We start from the raw sequence: 18,060 nt of genomic DNA on the forward strand, positions 1-18,060 counted from the left end.
GCACACATACTCAGCCGCTCTCCAACAGGACGGCAACAACTCCACACAAATGCCGCACCTCGGCGACGGTCGGCGCAAGTTCATACGCATGGTGATGACAGACATTGCTCAATCTGTTCCATGCCACTGCTGCGGCGTCGGCGCGTTTCGTTGTGTCGAGGGAACGGAGAATCACCAATCGCGAGCGCATGCTTGCTTGCGGCGCTTCGGCATTCAGCGCGATACACCGTTCGGCTACCAGTTCCTCCAATGCCTGTCTGGCCAGAAAAGCAGCCAACCGTGCCGAACTTCCAGCAGCACCGACACTTCCATCGAGCAGTAGCTCCGCATTTCGCAGCACGACAGCCGGCGGCATCTGTGTTGTCATTCCGCGAGGATCCCGTCGACCGTCTTCCTGAGGTCATTCACTTCGCTCCTCGTGATCGACATGTCGGCCCCGACATGCGAGCCGGCGTTGGCAATATTGAGCGTCGCTTTGCGCCCTTCTCGCAGAATTTGCCACTGCGACAAAGGCTTCTCGGCATCGCCGTACACCGCGAGCGCGATCTTGGCCCGCGTCTTTTTCACCGACGTCCACCGGTTCTCGGTGTCGACCCGACCCTCGCCCGCCTTGTGTTGCTTCGCGTAATACACCTGCTGCGCCGCGGATTCCAAGGCCAACCGGAACAAACCTGGTGCCACTCGGCGCTTGACCTCGTCGGGAACGTTCTCGTCGAGCACCAGCGCGCGGACGTCGTCCACATAGCGGGTCGCCTGGTTCAGTGTCTCTGCGACACAGACCTGCGATCCGGTCTCACGTGCAACCTCGACCAGTCGCGCATTCACCGCAAGTTGCCGTATCGCAGTGGCCAATCGGTCGTCGTGGGAGAACACGATGACCTGCCGTGTCTCCGACAGCTTCGACAAAACTCGGATGAACCCGTCGATCTTGGCCGGGTCCATCGCCTGAATCGGATCATCGAGAACGATGAAGCGGAACGGACTGTTCGGTGTGGTCGCACGTGGAATGAACAGTGCAAGCGCCAGAGCGTGCAACTCCCCCTGACTCATCACCGCCAATGCTTCGGTCGGTACTCCGTCCACCGACCCTTTCAGCACCGCCCTGCGTCGAGTATTGCTGCCTTCCAGGCTGATCGACCCGATGTCGACGTTGCTTTCCTGCCTGAGCTCCGACCAAATCTCGCGCGCCTGCTCCGCGATCGGCTCGAGTCTCTGATTCCGCAGTTCTGCCGCATGGGCGGCTACCCACCTCTTCGCCGCATCCAGGGCTTTGACGGTGTCATCACTCAATCGTGCGTCACGCTCGAGGTTGACCCACGTCATCAAACGACCCGCGATCGGAGCCCATGTGTCTTCCTGCTCGGCGATTGCGACCGCCGCCTCTTCGCGCACGGCGTTCGCAGCGTCGATCAACGCAGGCAAGGTCTTCTCGATGTGCTCGGCGAGCTCGGTTACCCCGGTCGGCGCACCTTGGGCAGCGGCCACTGAGTCTCGGTACCGGATCAACGACTCCAATTCCGGACCCTCGACCGTTTCCAGACGCACCAGCTCGTTCAGCAATTCCTTTGCTGCCCGACATGCGTTGTCAAGATCGCGTCGAGACTTCCGATACTTCCCCAGCTTGCTGTTCTGTTCCGCGAGGCGCGTTCGGGATTGCGTAGCCCAGGCGTCGTCGAGCACCCCCGCCGCACATACCGGGCACTCGATTGTGCCTGTCTCACTGTGCAATTGAATGGCTCTATCGAGGATATCGCTGCGCTGTTCCACTACCGACAAAGCATCGCCAGCGTGCTCGACGGTGTCGGCGACCGCAACCCGAAGATCGGCGACAACCATGTCGATCGCCGGCTTCTGTGGGACCGCCAGATTCGCGCACCTGCGCAGACCAGACAGGGTGGACGCAACAGCCGAACCAGAGCCTGTGGCGAGCGCAAGCACCTCGTCGAGATCGTGAGTCCGCTTCTTCAACTGAGTGACGGCGGTTTGTGCACGCTCGTCTGCTGATTCGGCGACAATTTCCTTGAGTTGACGCAGCTCCTCATTCGCGCACTGACGCGCAGTCTTGGCAGACTTCAGCGCGGCGGTGAGCCGTTTCTCGGCGTCCGCGATCTCGTCCAGTCCCAATAGCTTTGCAAGTGCGTCGTACAGCGTGGACGGGCTGTCCTCGACCAGCCCTCCGATCTCGTCGTAAGACAAGATCGGCCGATGCAGCTCGACGGCGGACTTCCATCCGAGTTCATCGGTACCGACAGTGCGCTTCTGTTTGCCCGTCTGGGTCCACGCTTCGTTGTCGTGCAACGTGGCACCGATCGGCCAGTCGACGGCGACGACGGTCGGTTCGGAACCCTCGACGGTCAGCCCAACGCGCACCTCGCATGGATCCGGGCTGTGCAGGTTTCGCCAGCTGTCAGCCCATAATTTCGCCTTGTTTTTCCACCGGTAGCTCGAGCTGGTAACTGCAAATTCAAGAGCTTCCGCAAAACTCGACTTACCCGACCCGTTGCGTCCACTGACGATCGTGATGCCAGGCGCAGGATGCAGATCGAGAACGGCTTTCGGTCCGATGCCGCGGAAGCCGGCGACCGAGATAGATGTAAGGAATGCTCCAACTGGTTCTTCTGCTGGGCCGCTGGCGGTTTCGGGTCGGGTTCTGAGCTGCTCCGTACCGCCAATCTGCTTGCTGAGCGCATCATCACCCTCGAGTGCTGCAAGAACGAGATACTTCGCTGCATCAGGCAGATTCGTGTCTTCGTCGATCGCGTCCCAGACGACCTCGTCGAGCGATCTTTCTGCATCTCTGTTGGCAGTTGTCACCAAAACTCCCTCGCCTCGTCGATCCCAACCGACCCAACGGTTTCATATGGGACCGACAGTACGTCTTGGCGAGGGAGCTCAGCTGCACATCAGGACACGACAAAATGCGACAGGATCGCCTGGACTTCGTAGATGTCGACCTGCTTGGTGAACTGTTTCTGGATCGGTGTCGCGTTCCCCGAGATCCATATCTTCAGCTCGGCGTCGAGATCGAAGGTTCCGGCTGTCTCGACCGCGAAGTGGGTGATCGACCGGTACGGCACACTGTGGTACTCGATCTTGCGACCCGTCAGCCCCTGCTTGTCGACCATCAAGAGTCGCCGATTCGTGAACAGAAATGCGTCGCGAACCAACTGATACGCCGCATGAACCTGCTCCCCGTGTCCGAGCAGACGCGCGTATTCGTGGTGCGCCGCAGCGGGATCGATCTTTCCAGCGTTACCGATCAACCCGTCCATGAGACCCATCAGGCCCGATACCTCCGTGCTCGTCCAAGCTGCCTCCACGGTCGAAGGCGACAGCGACGCTATCGGTGGACGAGTCAGTGGTGTTACCGGCGAGCAGGCTCAGCCGCCGTAGACCTCGGGGTCCAGGGTGCCGATGTACGGCAGATCGCGGTACCGCTCGGCGTAGTCGAGGCCGTAACCTACGACGAACTCGTTGGGGATGTCGAAGCCCACGTCGCGGACGTCGACGTCGATCTTGACCGCATCCGGCTTGCGGAGCAGGGTGACGACCTCGAGCGAAGCGGGATTACGTGTCTTGAGGTTGCGCATCAGCCACGACAGCGTGAGACCGGAGTCGATGATGTCCTCGACGATCAGCACGTGGCGACCGGCAATGTCCTTGTCGAGGTCCTTGAGGATGCGGACGACACCCGAAGACGAGGTCGAGGATCCGTAGGAGCTCACGGCCATGAATTCCATCTGCGACGGGATCGGCAGGGCGCGGGCGAAGTCGGTCATGAAGAAGACCGCTCCCTTGAGGACGCCGATCAGCAGGAGATCCCCTTCGGGGGCGCCTGCCGGGTAACGCTTGGCGATGTCCTCAGCCAGTTCCGCCGTTCGTGCACGGATCTGTTCTTCGGAGATCAGTACCGATGCGATGTCGCCCTCGTACACGCGTCAAACCCTTCGTCGGTCTTCGAATCCGAGGATCAGCCTGCCACGTCGCCGGGCCGCCACCAACCTCGCCTCCGGTGTTCCGCCGCCGATCGCGACGCCGCCTTGCCCCCGCCAGTCGGTCACCAGGGCGTCGACTGCGCGTAACTGTTTGTCCGTCAATGCTTTTGCGCCGCCCTGCAGCAGCCAGGCGCGCAGAGCGCGTCGACGGATTGCGGTGGGCGCTTCGGCAAGTGTGTCCACTTCCACTTCCCCGTCGACGACAACCCGTAGGAGTAGGGCCTCGGCGTACTCGTCGAGCGCCTCACCGTCCTCACGCAACTGCGTCGCGGTTCGGGCCAATGCTTCGGGAACTCCCCCGCCGAGAATTTCTTCGAGCAGCGGCAACGCCTCGTGCCGCAGACGCACGCGAGTGAACTCGGGATTGTTGTTGTGCGGGTCCTCCCACGGCGTGATTCCCAGGTCGACGCAGGCCGCCCTGGTCACCGATCGCCGGAGGCCGAGGAGCGGCCGTCCCCAGGGAGCGTCGAATGCAGCCATACCTTGAATCGATCGCCCACCGGACCCGCGCGAGAGTCCGAGAAGCACGGTCTCGGCCTGATCGTCGAGCGTGTGTCCGAGTAGAACCGGGAGGTCAGTTCTGGCGCCGCGCAGGGCGTTGTACCGAGCCTCACGCGCAGCGGCCTCGAGACTCCCACCATCGGCTACGTCGACGGTCAGGACCGTCGCGGTCCGGCAACCCAGCGCCAGCGCCTGGTCTGCGGCCGAGCGTGCGACGGCATCGGAACCGACTTGCAGGCGATGGTCCACGATCAACGCGTCGACCGAATCGGCTTCCGCCACCGCTGCTGCGGTCAACGCCAATGAATCGGCGCCCCCGGACAGGGCGACGACCACACGGCGCCGCGGCTCGAATGCGAGCGTCCACGCCCGCACGGCCTGTCGCAGCGCCAGGAGGGCAGGCGTCTCAGGCAGCAGCATCTAGCCGAGAACGCGCTTTACCCACGCGTCGGGATTGTCGATCTCGTCGAGCAACGGCAAGGTCTCGGGCCCGGTCCAGATGGTGTTGAACTGCTCCATGCCGACCTTGAGAACCACCGCGTCGACGAAGGCCTTGCCGCGCACGTACTGCGCCATCTTGGCGTCCATGCCGAGAAGCATCTTGATGATCCGCTGCACGGGGTTGGACTTGCGCTGCCGACGCTTGTCGAAGGCCGCGCGGATCGTTGCCACCGACGGCACCACGGCGGGGCCGACGGCGTCCATCACGTGGTCTGCATGCCCTTCGAGGAGGGTGCCGAGTACAAGCATCCGATCCAGCGCGTCACGCTGAGGCTCCGCCTGCGAGGCGCGCAGCAGCCCGATGATGCCGCCCGCCGTCGCACCGTCACTGGAGTCGGGTTCCTTCCGCGAGCGCAGCTCTGCAGCAAGGCGCCCGACAACGTCGGTCATCGACTCGTCCACCGTCGCACCAAGCGTTTCGACGGATTCCTTCATGTACTCCGCTAGCCACGGCGAGGACGAGAACTGAACCCGGTGCGTGACCTCGTGCAGGCAGACCCACAACCGGAAGTCACTCGGGTTCAGCCGAAGGGACCGTTCGACGGAGACGATGTTCGGTGTGACCAGAAGCAGGGTGCCGTGCTCGCCGGTGAACGGGTCGTACTGCCCGAGGATCGCCGAAGACAGGTACGCCAGCATTGCACCGGCCTGCAGGCCCGCCGGCTTTCCGACGATGAGATTGCCACTGCCGTCAGGGTCGGCGCCGGTGAGATGTGCCATCGACCGCGAGGCCGCCGTGATCCACCCGGCCCGGTCAAGCACGTCAGCAGCCGGGACCGGTAGACCGTCGGCCAGCCCGGTCACTTCACGAACCGGCAGTTCTGCGCGCTCGGACGCTTCGGCGAGTTCTGCGGTTGCCGTCTCGGCCGTGTAGCGAGACATCGCGGGGCCGCCGCGCGCCAGTTTTATCCCGGCTTTGGCGGCAAGACTCCAGTCGACGGCACCACCGAGCGGAGCCGAGGCGTCATCATCTTGTGGAGTCTTTTCGGCCACTATTGGCACCCGCAATTCCTCAATGCTCCGGCAATCGCGTCCAGGGCAGGACGGCTCACTTCTGGCGGCCGGTCATTGGACATCAGTGCGAAGGTGAGCACTCGCCCGTTCTGATCGACCACGAACCCTGACAACGCGCTGGCCGTTGAGAGAGTTCCCGTCTTGGCTCGCACCCAACCCGCACCAGTTCGGTTTCCGGACGCGTAGCGGTCGGACAAACTTCCTGTTCCGCCGGCCACCGGAAGGTAGTCCAGCAGGGGGCGCAGTTTCGGATCACCGTCACCGGCCGCAGCCGTCATGACGCGATCGAGTACCTGAGCGGGAATGAGATCGTCGACGGACAGTCCGCTGGAATCGTGCAGCGAAACTCCGGTGTAGTCGAACCCGGCCGCCTGCAGGGTCTTGCCGGTCGCGTCGACTGCTCCGGTGAACGAGGCTTCTATTCCGGAGGCAATCGCGACCTCACGCCCGATGGTCTCGGCGAGCACGTTGTCGGAATGTTCCATCATCTGCAGCAGCCGGTCGCTCAGCGGCGCCGACTGCACGGTGGCGATCGGCTTGGCACCGGCAGGCGCCGCGCCGAGACTCACGTTGGCGGGATCGACACCGAGCGCCTGAGCGAGCACCTTGCCCGCGTCCAACGCGGGAGTTTCCGAACGCGGCGACTCGTCTTGAGTGCCGTCGTACCGACCACCTTCGATCATCACCGATTCGATCGGGGTGATGTAGCCGGCCGCGATGTCCGCGGGGAACCAGCCGGTGGCCATGTTGTCGCCCTTGAACAAGCTCGAGTCCACCACGACGCTGGTCACCGGCGTACCGGCAGCCTTGATCTGGTCGACGAGATCCGCGATGTGAGCAGCATTGGCGTAATACCCGCTCTGCCCCTTCGGCGTGGCCGTCAGCGTCGGGTCACCACCGCCGACCAGAACGACCTGCCCGGGGCTCGCTCCGGGAACCACCGTCGTGGACAGCCGGTGGTCGAGCGGCAACTTCAGCAGTGCCGCCGATGCGGTCAGCACCTTCGTCGTGGACGCAGGCGTCATCGGCGTCGACGGGTCCGTGCTCCAGAGAATGTTTCCGGTGAGCGCATCAGCGACTACTCCGGTGAACTTCCCCAGATCCGGGTTGGCCACGGCCGGGCCGATCGCCGCTGCGATTCCCGACGCGCTCGGGATCGGTGCGTCCGTCGGGACGGGCACCACCTGGGGTGACGGCGTCACGAGCGCAGGCTGAGGCGACGTAGTCACGGTCGTGCTGCCCGCGGTGTCGTTCGACGTACCGAGTTTCACGACGACAACTCCGGCGACGGCCAGTACAACCACTGCACCGACCGCCAGAAGGATGCGGAAGTTACGCCGTCGACTCTCTTCCAACGAGCCGATCTTCTTCTTTCCTTGGCCCGCCAACGCCCCTCCGTCTGTGCTCTGCCTACTGGGTGGTCAGGCAACCTTATCCTTGACCCGATATCCTTCCGACGAATCATTACCGACACGACAGCGAGGAATCGGCGTGGAGTTCGACGTCACCATCGAGATCCCCAAGGGTCAGCGCAACAAGTACGAGGTCGACCACGTAACCGGTCGCGTCAAACTCGATCGCTACCTCTACACAGCTTTCGGCTACCCGGCCGACTACGGCTTCATCGAAAACACCCTGGGTGAGGACGGCGATCCGCTCGACGCCATGGTCCTGCTCCCCGAGTCGGTCTTCCCCGGCGTCATCGTCGAGGCTCGCGCAGTCGCGATGTTCAAGATGGTCGACGAGGCCGGCGGAGACGACAAGGTCCTCTGCGTTCCGGCCGGTGACCCCCGCTGGGATCACATCCAGGATCTGGGTGACATCTCACAGTTCGAGCTCGATGCGATCAAGCACTTTTTCGTCCACTACAAGGACCTCGAGCCGAACAAGCACGTCGAGGCAGCCAACTGGGTCGGCCGCGCCGAGGCAGAGGCCGAGATCGAGGCTTCGATCAAGCGTCTCGCTGCCAACGGCGGTCACTGAGCTCGAGTTCTCAGGCCTAACGAAAATCCCCGCACATCGGAAGATGTGCGGGGATTTTTGTGCTGTTTTTACTCGCCCTTGCAGTTCCTACTCACCCTTGCAGTTCCTACTCACCCTTGCAGTTCCTACTCACCCTGGAAGACTGGCGGGCGCTTCTGGAAGACGGCGGTGATGGCCTCGGTCAGATCCTGCGAAGGCAGGAACGCCGCGTTCCAGGCTGCGACGTAGCGAAGGCTGTCGTTCACGCTCGCGCTGCGGGTGTGATCGAGCACGTCCTTGATCCCGTGGACGACGAGCGGCGGGTTGAGCGCAATCTCCTTGGCGGTCGCGCGCGCCGCTGCCAGTACCGCGTCGGCATCGTCGAAAACGTCGTTGACGAGGCCGATCTTCTCGGCGCGCGCTGCGTCGATGTCCTTGCCGGTCAGAGCCAACTCACGTAGGTGTCCGTCGCCGATGATCGCGGGCAGACGCGCGAGGCTGCCCATGTCTGCGACGATCGCGACCTTGACCTCGCGGATGCTGAACTTGGCATCGGCACTTGCGTAGCGGATGTCCGCCGCCGTGATCAGGTCGACGCCGCCGCCGATGCACCAGCCCTGCACAGCTGCGACGACGGGCTTGCGGCAATCTGCCACGGCATTGATGCCCGACTGCATGCGCTTGATCATGTCGTGGAACTTGGTGCGCGGGCCTGCCTGAGCCTTGTCCGCGAGGACGGCACCGAATTCACCGCTCATCGCCGGCAGGTCCAGTCCGAACGAGAAGTGCTTGCCGGAACCGGCGATGACGATTGCACGCACCTCGGGGTCGGCGTCGAGGTCGGCGAAGATTTCGGGGAGTTCACTCCAGAAATCCGGCCCCATCGCGTTGCCCTTGCTCGGCCCGATCAGCGTCACCTGGGCGATGTTGTCTTCGCGCTCGACGGTGAACGCATTCCAGCTCTTCTGTTCAGTCATTACTCAAGAGTAACTAAAGGTCGGGCTCAGCCGAAGACCGCTGCCTTCATCCGAAGATTCCTGCCTCGTCAAGTACCAGTACGACGAGGGTGACGGCCATCAGGGCGAACATGATGAGCATCGCCATCCTGGCCGCCCGCTCACTGGTCGGTGGGAAAACGCGCTGCGCCGGATGCTCGGCCACGTACTCGGACAAGGACATGGTCCTGGCACGTGAGCGTGTCGGATTCTGTACCGCTGCTGTTGTAGCCATGTCGGTGATCCTTTCAACTACGCAATCTCAGTCAGGTACCCCAAAGGTGAAGTACCCGACTGAGTTCGACTTCTCCAATGTAGACCCGCAGATCGAAGAAGTCAGCGTGAGTTTGGTGCGAATTACCTGAGAGTCAGTCCACACAGGGAATGCCGCCATTCGCGTCGGCCCGGATGGGTGATCCCTGCGCTCCCGTATCGGGAACGGTGCCGGCGGATACCGACGAGTCCGACTGCGCCGGAGCGGCCGAGAACACGGTCTGCGCATTGTCCTCACCGATCAGTACAGACACTGATTCGGCCGCTGCCTGCTCGTTAGGCACTGCGGCCACGCCCAACTGCTCGGCCAGCGCCTCTGCGACGGCTTTGGCGCCGACTCCATAGCTGACCACCGACTTTGCCGTCGCAGCTGCGGTGCTCACCTCTCCGACTTCGACTCCCGACGCTTTCGTCGCCGCTGCCAACGCGGCACCCAACCCGTCCGTCGCGGTTCCGTTGCGGATGTCCACAACTTCGTTCCCGGTCGAGACAGCAGTGTCCATCGCAGGTGCAGATGCCGAGTCACCTCCCGCGAAGATCCGCGACACTTCACTACGCAGACGCGCCGGATCGACCATGTTGACGTCCTGGCCGTCGACGGTCTCGTATCCCTCGATGGGCAGGGTGTAGAAGTCGATGTTCCCACCTGCGAGAGCGCTTGCCTGAGAAGCGAATCGGACGGGATCCATGGCAGAATCGATCACCACGTCCTTCTTCACCACGTCGGCCAGTGCCGTCATCTTCGGAATGTTTCCGATGACGCCGGAGCCCTTCAAGTTGGCGATCACCGCGCTGATGAAAGCCTGCTGCCGGTGGGTGCGATCCAAGTCCCCGTTGTCCAGGCCGTGGCGTTGACGGACAAACGAAAGTGCCTGTGACGCATCGAGAGTCTGAACTCCGGCCGGGAAGTTGGCGCCCGAGAAGTCATCCTGCACCGGATTGTTGAGGCACACCTGAACGGGGCCGATAGCCGAGACGACGTCGTAGAAGCCCATCAGGTTCACTTCGGCAAAGTGATCGATCGGAACCTTGAGCAGATTCTGCACGGTGGTCAGTGTCGACCGTCTTCCGACTTCACGCGCTTGTTGTTCTCGTGCAGCAGGATCCGTCACCCCGTCCGCTATCAGTTTGGCGTCCGCATCAGCCTTCGCCATTCCGTACGCTTCCTTGATCTTGGCCATTCCGTAGCCGGGTACCGCGACGTAATCGTCGCGTGGAATTGCCACCGCACTGGCCTTGCCACCATCGCCCGGAACATGGAGCAGGATAAGCGTGTTCGTGTTGTACCCACCCACATCACTGTCCCCCGCATGCAGCTTGTCGGTGACGAACTCAGCCGGCAGGTCGCTGCCGTCCATCGCTTTGCGACTGTCGAGCCCGATCAACAAAATGTTGGTATCCCCGTCGAGCGAACTGCCGGCGTCGTCACCGAGGGCGGAGAGCGCATCCGACCGGTACAGCCCCGACGTCAAATCCGACTGCACGTACCAGCCGATTCCGACGCCCACCAGAATCGTCGTCGACAGGGACGCCGCCGCCAGCTTGCGCCCTACCGAGAGCGTCGACCGCTGCGGTTGACGCCTACGCCTGTGTCTGGTTGCCGAGTGTCGAGGTCGCGGTTCCACGGCCGACACGCTATCCAGCGTTCCTGAGTAGAACCTGTCGATACCGGACACGGCTGGTCATTGGCTGAAAAAACGCTGAGAATGAAGTCCGAATAGGGCAAATCTGCTCTAGGCTCCGCCCTGTGGACCGCCGACGCTTCCTCAGTGCCCTCGCAGCAGCAACTCTGACCGGAACCGCCGCGGTGACCATGGGAACCGCTTGTTCGTCACGTTCGGTCGGGACGGCAATCGCCGCAGCCGACGAACCAACCGACCCCGTCCCTGTCCCGGATCTCCCGCCTGCCTTGTTGCCGCCTCCACCGCCGTCTGCCCGGGTGCCGCTGCCCGCCGGCGGATCGTTGACCGCGTTACCCGGCGGTGGGGATCTGTTTGCCCTGACGGTTGACGACGGAGCCAGCTCCGAAGTCGTGCGCCTCTACACACAGTTCGCAAAAGACACCGGCATCCGTTTGACGTACTTCGTCAACGGGCAATACAACTCGTGGACCGAAAACGCCGGACTTCTCAGACCGCTGGTCGAGAGCGGACAAATTCAGCTCGGCAATCACACCTACTCGCACCCGGATCTGACGTCCGTGTCGAAGCAGCAGATCGCCGACGAGCTGACGAAGAACGGCACGTTCCTGCGCAACACCTACGGCGTGGACGCGGCGCCGTACTTTCGGCCGCCGTATGGAAGGCACAACGCGACAGTCGATTCCGTGGCCGCGAGCGTCGGCTACACCGTGCCCACCCTCTGGTACGGATCACTGTCGGATTCTTCGTTGATCACCGAGGAGTACATCCTCCAAATGGCGAACCAGTACTTCAATCCGGGGGCCATCGTGATCGGGCACCTCAACTATCTGCCCGTGACCCACGTGTATCCGCATCTGGTGGACATCATCCGGAGCCGAAACCTGCGGACTGTCACGCTCAACGATGTTTATCTGAAGCCGTGACGCCGTGGTGACCGCAGCCGACAACGAGGTCCCGGCCGAAAACACGGCTCCGTCCGTGAAACAACGCACCGAGGCCTGGCTGCTCGCGGACATCACCGAGGAACCCGCCGGACATCTGGGGCCCCACCGGATGGCGCCGAAAAAGGAGAAGCGCCACCCGTGGTGGAAGGTGATGTGCCTGACGGGTGTCGATTACTTCTCCACTCTCGGTTACCAACCCGGTATCGCGGCACTGGCGGCCGGCACGTTGGCTCCCATCGCGACAGTCGTATTGATCCTGCTGACACTCTTCGGCGCTCTACCGGTCTACCGGCGAGTGGCTCGCGAGAGTCCGCACGGCGAGGGTTCGATCGCCATGCTCGAGAAGCTGCTGCCCAAGTGGCGCGGCAAGATCTTCGTTCTCGTGCTTCTCGGCTTCGCGGCCACCGATTTCCTCATCACTATGACGCTCTCGGCTGCCGATGCCACGGCGCACCTCGTCGAGAACCCTTTTGCTCCAACCTTTCTCTCCGGACACACCGTCGCCGTCACCCTGGTTCTGCTCGCGCTCCTCGCTGCGGTCTTCCTCCGCGGATTCACCGAAGCGATCGGTATCGCGGTCGGATTGGTCGCCGTCTATCTCGCCTTGAACGTGGTGGTCATCTCCGTAGGTCTGTGGCACATCGCGACCGCGCCGTCGTTGGTCACCGACTGGACGCGCGCCATGACCACCGAGCACGGAAACCCGGCGATGATGATCCTGATCGCGCTGATCGTCTTCCCGAAGTTGGCTCTCGGTCTGTCCGGCTTCGAAACCGGCGTCGCGGTCATGCCGCAGATCAAGGGCGATCCGCACGACACGGAACAGAATCCGCGTGGCCGCATCAAAGGCGCACGGCGCCTGCTCACCACTGCGGCGCTGATCATGAGCGGATTCCTGCTGACGTCGAGCCTGGTCACCACCATCCTGATCCCAGAAAACGAGTTCCAACCCGGAGGCGCTGCCAACGGTCGCGCGCTTGCCTTTCTCGCCCACGACTATCTGGGTGAGATCTTCGGAACCGTCTACGATCTCAGCACGATTCTGATCCTCTGGTTTGCCGGTGCATCGGCAATGGCAGGGTTGCTCAATCTTGTTCCGAGGTATCTCCCCCGCTACGGCATGGCGCCGTCATGGGCCCGCGCCGTGCGTCCGCTGGTCCTCGTGTTCAGCGTCATCGCCATCACTGTCACGATCTACTTCGACGCCGGTGTCGACGCTCAGAGTTCCGCGTACGCAACCGGTGTCCTCGTGCTCATCTCGTCGGCGACCGTCGCCGTTGCACTGTCCGCTCGTAAGCACGGTCAGCGAAAACTGTTCGTGGGGTTCAGTTTTGTCGCAGTTTTGTTCGTCTACACGACGATCGCGAACATCTTCGAACGTCCAGACGGTGTGAAAGTGGCGTCGTTCTTCATCGCCGCGATCATGGTGGTGTCCTTCCTTTCCCGGATCTCGCGAGCCTTCGAACTACGGGCAACCTCCGTCGAATTCGACGAGACCGCGCTGCAATTCATCGCCGAGGCAGCCGAGAAGGGTTACCTCGCGATGGTGGCGCACGACGTCGACCGTCTCGACGAGGACGAGTATCGGCAGAAGGAATCGCAGCAGCGCGCCGAAAGCAACATCCCGGAGGCGGAGTCGATCATCTTCATCGAAGTCAACGTCACAGACTCCTCCGAATTCAGCACCGACCTCCTCGTCCACGGCCGACAGCGCGGTGAGCACCGGATTCTCTGGGTCGACAGCCCTGCCGTCCCCAACACCATTGCGGCGGTTCTCCTGCGGACGAGAGACATCACCGGCGTGATTCCCGACGTCTACTTCGAGTGGACGGAGGGAAACCCGATCATGTACCTGCTCCGCTTCCTGTTCATCGGTGAGGGCGAAACCGCTCCCGTGACCCGTGAGGTCCTCCGCCGCGCCGAACCCGACCAGTCCCGCCGGCCACACGTCCACGTCGGTTGACGCCCACTCCCACTAACCGCTCACAAGCCCGCTCGCGATTGCTGTCGAACATCGCTGCATCCAGGGCTGTGGTGGCCGAGGTGGCGGGCGACCAATGCGGGCGCGATGGTGAGGGGCGTCGTTCGTCATGGCGACCTTCCATTCGTGTCTGGGGGGCCAATCTCGGTCCCCTTCATGGATTTCGCCTTCTGACGACGGAAATTGCACCGGCAAGAGGGACTGGCGTGCAACTGGTGAGCGAAAAGTCTGTCCGCACGCGCGAGTGCAGATTGAAAGGCCTTTCGACCCGCAGGTGGACGGGACGATGCGACGGAGATCGAGAATGACCGCGACATACAATCGCGATCAGAGCGAAGCTCCAGGCCGAGATTCCGGCGCCGCTGTGATGGAGGGGTCAGGATGTTCGGTTGGAAAAAGAAGCGCAACGATTCAAAGATGACGCTCGACGATGTGATGTCGAAGCTCAGGCCTGACCTGAGTCGGGAATCACTCGGCGTCGGACCCGACTTTCCGGGCGTCGCCCCGAACCCGCTCATGAGCAGTGATGCACGCAAGCGCAATGCGGAACTGCGGACGGGGGTGCTTGCGCTCGGCGTTCTCGTCGACTGGCGGGAGGTCAACAGCAATCCACGCGTGGTCCTGATGTTCGACGTGGAGACCTCCGACGGCATCTTGTTCCGCGGTATCGCAGACGAAGACCTCACGATCACCGAGCTGACACGACTCGCCCCAGGACAGACGTTGCCCGTGCGCTACCGGCCGGCCGTCATGGACCACTACGTCGCCCTTGCCCGGGACGCGGACGCCGCCCACGTTCAGCAGCTCTCCGACGAGATCGCGACCCGCAAGCGGACCTGACCCGAAGCCTTGGCCGGATCCTAGGTCGCCGGCACTCCGATGATGGCGTCGGCGGTCACACGCATGTCGATCACGACGAGACTGGTTGGTAGACGCATTCTCTCGGTTGAAAATAATATGTAGACCGGTCTATTGTTGGCTCATGGCATCCAAAGGAGACCTGACAAGGGCACGGCTCGCAGAATCCATGCTCGAGCTCATCCAGACCAGCGGCTACAGCGGCACGGGCCTGAACGCCGTGATCGAACACGCCGCAGCGCCGAAAGGGTCGATCTACTTCCACTTCCCCGACGGGAAGGAAGGCCTGGGCGTCGCAGCGATTGAGCTCGCCACGAAGGCATTCGGGACGCTGATTGCAGAGGCCGCGATTTCCCGGGTCGATGCGGCCGAGGCAGCACGCGCCGCGATCGAGGCCCTGACGACCATCGTCAGCGAGAGCAACTTCCGGCGGGGTTGCCCGGTCTCTGTCGTCACCCTGGAGATGGGCGCGGAGAACGAGCGTCTGCGGCAGGCGTGCGCCGCTGCCTTTGAGTCGTGGATCGCCCTGACAACCGCGTTTCTCGAGGCCAGCGGCGTTGTCCCCGACGAGGCCCGATCCCTGGCGACCGTTGTTGTGTCGACGATCGAGGGGGCGGTCATCGTCTCTCGCGCTACGCAAAACACGCAACCCCTGATTTCGGCCGCTGACATCGTTGCGGAGCTCATCAACCAGCGCTGCCAGACCGTTGGCGGAACGCGATGACTCCACGCGACGTCTCCCGTCACGCCCTGGTCTTCGGGGCCTCAGGTCTGGTCGGTCGGCACCTCGTCCTGACCCTCGCCGAGGCTGGTACGAACGTCACGGCGGCAGTTCGGACCGCCGAGTCCGGGGCCCGTGTCGAGCGATGGGTCAGAGAGCATGGCCTGACGCGGAGCATCAGCACGACGATCGTCGACTTCGACGCTCCTGAAATCGTCGCGGGTGGCCCATCGGCGTTCCCTTTCATCACAGAGATCCACAACTGCGCCGGGTCCTACCGATTCGGAATGACCGCCCAGGAGGCACGCAGCGCGAACGTCGGCATCGTCGAGAAGCTGATCGACTTCGCCAAGGACCTCCCCAACCTGCAGCGCGTGATCCATGTGTCGGGCTACCGCGTCGGCGGACAAGACCCCACAACGGTTCCATGGCCCGACGATCACCGCACCGCGGTTTACAAGGACCTTGGCGCCTACGAAGCGTCAAAAGTGGAATCCGACGCAATCTTCCAGGCCCGAGCCCTCAAGCACGGAGTTCCCTGGACCATTGTCAATCCGTCCAGCGTGATCGGCGACAGCGCCACCGGGGAATCCGACCAGCACATCGGGCTGGCCAGCACAGTCGAGCAGATTTGGAACGGCACCGCAGCAGCGTTGCCTGGAAACGAATCGACGTTTCTCCCGATCGTCACGGTCGACTATCTGGCGGCCTTCATGACGGCAGCTGCGGTCGATCCCGCTGCTGAGGGCATGGCCTACTGGGTTCTCCACGACGACACCCCACCGCTAGCGGACCTGCTCACACACGTCGGTCGGCATCTCGGTGCGAAGGTCCCGCGGGTCAGGATTCCGATCGGCGTCATCAAGCGGCTCCCGCAGCAGATCACCAAGGCCGATCCCGAGACTCTCACCTTCATGTCCGCCGACCGCTATCCGACAGAGTCCGCCGTCGAGTTCGCCGACAGACACGGGATCCTGATGCCCGACGTGCTGGTGTCCCTCGAACGGTGGGCCGACTACCTGGCAGCGCATCGGTTTGGTGCCGTCATGTCCGCCGACCGTCGATTCGTCGACGTCGGCGGCCTGAGGACATTTGAGCTCGGCGTACGAGGATCGAGTCGGGTGATTCTTCCCGGCATGCCCGTGAACGCGGACACGTGGGCAGAGGTAGCTGCCGGCATCGAGGGGCGGGTCGTCGACTTGCCCGGCCTCGGCCTCAGTAGCGGGGCCGGCGTTCAGGACTGGGATGAGTGGCTGCCGGCGGTAGTAGCTGGTGAACCTGCTGACCTCGTCGGCCACTCCATCGGTGCGGCTGCTGCAGTAGTTGCGGCTGACCGGTTCCCGGCGCAGGTGAAGTCCCTCACGTTGATCGCACCGTTCTTCCTCCAGGCCCCGATGGGTTCCTCGGCCAGACTGAAGCCGCTCGTACGCGCCTACTTGCGACACGCAGACCCGGCACGGCTCTCACGCAAACTGACCGGATCAGAAGCGAGCGCGGATTCTCTCGTTTCCAGTCTCAGTGACCTCGAGCGAAGCAGTTCCAAGAGCGTGGCCGAGCATCTCGCCCGTGCGGGATCGAAGCGGTGGCGTGCTGAACTCCAAGAAGCGCTTAGGCGATTCAGTGGCCCGGTCCGCATCATCACAGGAAGCAAAGACCCAATCGACCCGGCCGCGGTTGCGCAGCTCGAGTCACTTCCGAACATCAAGCTGATCTCGCTGCCGGGTGCCGGGCACCATCCGCAACTAACCCATACCGATGCTCTCGTCGATCTGCTCGAGGGATCGCTCGCGTGACATAGACGCCTGCGGTTTCAGCAGCTGACAGAGATACGGGCATCCAATCTGTAGCTGGCCAGTCTGTCGGTGACCATCACACTCAGCACAACTCCAGTCCTTTGAGCAGTCGACGTAAGAGCTTCATGGCTGCCGAAGTGTTCACCAGGGCGTCAGTAAAACTGCGTTCCGCTTGAGCTCGCATGGAGTCACCTAGGAGAGCGCTATCCGCCATTCCCACGGCAATGGAAGCCACCGAATCCCACCCCAGCGATCATCTGAAGCCTCCTCGAATGCGTTGTTGCTCCGGATCAGTGACAACCGGGGAGGTCGACGGGCCGTGCAGTATTCGAATCGCGCAGTGTTCCTTCACTTCAATTGCAACGGAGGGGAGCGTTGAGTGGCTCGAGGCCGCATCACCGGAACCCGATACGAGTAGCGAGGCAACATGATCGGCGGGGCCGGCGCTGCAGCTTCGAGGGTGCCCGCCGCGAGCCTGGTGAGCAACACCCCATCGCCGGCGGCATCAACCTCGTCGGCATCAGGCGGGTCCTCGAACTCGAGGACAGCACCGCAGCACTACGCCGCGACAACGCGCAAACAACACTGAAATCCGCACAGCCAGAAGGACACACCGCACAGTAAGGACCACCGCCATGGAAAACGACCGCGTACCCGCAGCCGTCGACGCGACGCCCGACGCCGACTACATCGAACAATCAATACCCGTCGTCCAGGACGAAAACCTCTGAGTGAGTCACGGCACCTCATGGAGAGTTCGCCGTTCACACACCAACGGCGCAGATAAACTGTGGAAGATCGTGACGTCTACGAGCTACTTCCGAGGCCGCGAGCGCTTGCGTCGCCCCACAAAAAGAATCGCCGAGCTACTTGCGTTCG

General features: G+C 62.8%; 16 protein-coding genes. 6 read left to right on the top strand and 10 right to left on the bottom strand.

Translation table 11 applies throughout. From position 1 onward, the window contains the following. Positions 1 to 10: 10 nt before the first annotated feature. The 7 genes from ABIE52_RS18725 to dacB form a co-directional block, all read right to left on the bottom strand. Positions 11 to 367 (bottom strand): hypothetical protein, encoded by a 357-nt coding sequence (locus tag ABIE52_RS18725; RefSeq protein WP_230359472.1) that lies wholly within the window; start codon positions 365 to 367, stop codon positions 11 to 13. Then, complete coding sequence (locus ABIE52_RS18730; protein ID WP_192711834.1) at positions 364 to 2,814, bottom strand: AAA family ATPase; 2,451 nt, start codon at positions 2,812 to 2,814, stop codon at positions 364 to 366. Before ABIE52_RS18730 ends, ABIE52_RS18725 begins: the two co-directional genes overlap by 4 nt. A gap of 89 nt (positions 2,815 to 2,903) precedes the next feature. Next, positions 2,904 to 3,281 (bottom strand): PH domain-containing protein, encoded by a 378-nt coding sequence (locus ABIE52_RS18735; protein WP_030534814.1) that lies wholly within the window; start codon positions 3,279 to 3,281, stop codon positions 2,904 to 2,906. Positions 3,282 to 3,380: 99 nt separating this feature from the next. Continuing rightward, the gene (hpt, locus tag ABIE52_RS18740) at positions 3,381 to 3,935 is read right to left on the bottom strand and encodes a hypoxanthine phosphoribosyltransferase (RefSeq protein ID WP_003941159.1); all 555 of its coding nucleotides are present in this window, start codon (positions 3,933 to 3,935) and stop codon (positions 3,381 to 3,383) included. Between the two features lie 3 nt (positions 3,936 to 3,938). After that, positions 3,939 to 4,916, bottom strand: a complete 978-nt coding sequence (tilS, locus tag ABIE52_RS18745; protein ID WP_192711833.1) for a tRNA lysidine(34) synthetase TilS — start codon at positions 4,914 to 4,916, stop codon at positions 3,939 to 3,941. Then, positions 4,917 to 5,990: an Rv3626c family coenzyme F420 biosynthesis-associated protein gene (locus ABIE52_RS18750; RefSeq protein ID WP_054187886.1), complete on the bottom strand. Its 1,074-nt coding sequence runs from the start codon at positions 5,988 to 5,990 to the stop codon at positions 4,917 to 4,919. Continuing rightward, complete coding sequence (gene dacB, locus ABIE52_RS18755; protein ID WP_192711832.1) at positions 5,990 to 7,399, bottom strand: D-alanyl-D-alanine carboxypeptidase/D-alanyl-D-alanine endopeptidase; 1,410 nt, start codon at positions 7,397 to 7,399, stop codon at positions 5,990 to 5,992. Before dacB ends, ABIE52_RS18750 begins: the two co-directional genes overlap by 1 nt. Positions 7,400 to 7,502: 103 nt before the next feature. Between dacB and ABIE52_RS18760 the strand changes: the two genes are divergently transcribed. Continuing rightward, entirely contained in the window at positions 7,503 to 7,994 is a 492-nt protein-coding gene (locus ABIE52_RS18760; RefSeq protein WP_003941181.1) for an inorganic diphosphatase, read from the top strand. 125 nt (positions 7,995 to 8,119) lie between these two features. Here ABIE52_RS18760 and ABIE52_RS18765 read toward each other — a convergent pair whose 3' ends face one another. The 3 genes from ABIE52_RS18765 to ABIE52_RS18775 form a co-directional block, all read right to left on the bottom strand. Beyond that, positions 8,120 to 8,950, bottom strand: coding sequence for a crotonase/enoyl-CoA hydratase family protein (locus ABIE52_RS18765; protein ID WP_003941098.1), 831 nt, complete (start codon positions 8,948 to 8,950; stop codon positions 8,120 to 8,122). A gap of 46 nt (positions 8,951 to 8,996) precedes the next feature. After that, on the bottom strand, positions 8,997 to 9,203 hold the full coding sequence (locus ABIE52_RS18770) for a hypothetical protein (RefSeq protein ID WP_124568973.1): 207 nt from the start codon (positions 9,201 to 9,203) through the stop codon (positions 8,997 to 8,999). Between the two features lie 133 nt (positions 9,204 to 9,336). Next, on the bottom strand, positions 9,337 to 10,866 hold the full coding sequence (locus ABIE52_RS18775) for an LCP family protein (protein ID WP_233405644.1): 1,530 nt from the start codon (positions 10,864 to 10,866) through the stop codon (positions 9,337 to 9,339). Between the two features lie 122 nt (positions 10,867 to 10,988). Here ABIE52_RS18775 and ABIE52_RS18780 point away from each other — a divergent pair, with 122 nt between their 5' ends. The 5 genes from ABIE52_RS18780 to ABIE52_RS18800 all read left to right on the top strand — a co-directional run bounded on the left by ABIE52_RS18780 (position 10,989) and on the right by ABIE52_RS18800 (position 17,181). Further along, positions 10,989 to 11,807, top strand: coding sequence for a polysaccharide deacetylase family protein (locus ABIE52_RS18780; RefSeq protein ID WP_065456184.1), 819 nt, complete (start codon positions 10,989 to 10,991; stop codon positions 11,805 to 11,807). A gap of 4 nt (positions 11,808 to 11,811) precedes the next feature. Continuing rightward, the gene (locus ABIE52_RS18785) at positions 11,812 to 13,791 is read left to right on the top strand and encodes an amino acid permease (RefSeq protein WP_007727027.1); all 1,980 of its coding nucleotides are present in this window, start codon (positions 11,812 to 11,814) and stop codon (positions 13,789 to 13,791) included. A 435-nt stretch (positions 13,792 to 14,226) separates the two neighbouring features. Then, positions 14,227 to 14,649 carry a hypothetical protein gene (locus ABIE52_RS18790; RefSeq protein WP_228232423.1) on the top strand — a complete coding sequence of 141 codons (423 nt, stop codon included), beginning with the start codon at positions 14,227 to 14,229 and terminating at the stop codon, positions 14,647 to 14,649. 142 nt (positions 14,650 to 14,791) lie between these two features. Continuing rightward, a complete protein-coding gene (locus ABIE52_RS18795; protein ID WP_039972767.1) occupies positions 14,792 to 15,391 on the top strand; it encodes a TetR/AcrR family transcriptional regulator in 600 nt (199 codons plus the stop codon). Continuing rightward, positions 15,388 to 17,181, top strand: a complete 1,794-nt coding sequence (locus ABIE52_RS18800) for an alpha/beta fold hydrolase (RefSeq protein ID WP_007727030.1) — start codon at positions 15,388 to 15,390, stop codon at positions 17,179 to 17,181. The genes ABIE52_RS18795 and ABIE52_RS18800 overlap by 4 nt, the downstream gene beginning before the upstream one ends. Positions 17,182 to 18,060 lie beyond the last annotated feature (879 nt).

This window comes from Rhodococcus sp. OAS809, assembly GCF_040546695.1.
Classification (GTDB): domain Bacteria; phylum Actinomycetota; class Actinomycetes; order Mycobacteriales; family Mycobacteriaceae; genus Rhodococcus_F; species Rhodococcus_F qingshengii.

Coding starts and splice junctions, on each gene's coding strand:
- ABIE52_RS18725 (WP_230359472.1), bottom strand. CDS start 367: ATGACAACACAGATGCCGCCGGCTGTCGTGCTGCGAAATGCGGAGCTA.
- ABIE52_RS18735 (WP_030534814.1), bottom strand. CDS start 3,281: ATGGGTCTCATGGACGGGTTGATCGGTAACGCTGGAAAGATCGATCCC.
- tilS (WP_192711833.1), bottom strand. CDS start 4,916: ATGCTGCTGCCTGAGACGCCTGCCCTCCTGGCGCTGCGACAGGCCGTG.
- ABIE52_RS18765 (WP_003941098.1), bottom strand. CDS start 8,950: ATGACTGAACAGAAGAGCTGGAATGCGTTCACCGTCGAGCGCGAAGAC.
- ABIE52_RS18770 (WP_124568973.1), bottom strand. CDS start 9,203: ATGGCTACAACAGCAGCGGTACAGAATCCGACACGCTCACGTGCCAGG.
- ABIE52_RS18790 (WP_228232423.1), top strand. CDS start 14,227: ATGACGCTCGACGATGTGATGTCGAAGCTCAGGCCTGACCTGAGTCGG.
- ABIE52_RS18795 (WP_039972767.1), top strand. CDS start 14,792: ATGGCATCCAAAGGAGACCTGACAAGGGCACGGCTCGCAGAATCCATG.
- ABIE52_RS18800 (WP_007727030.1), top strand. CDS start 15,388: ATGACTCCACGCGACGTCTCCCGTCACGCCCTGGTCTTCGGGGCCTCA.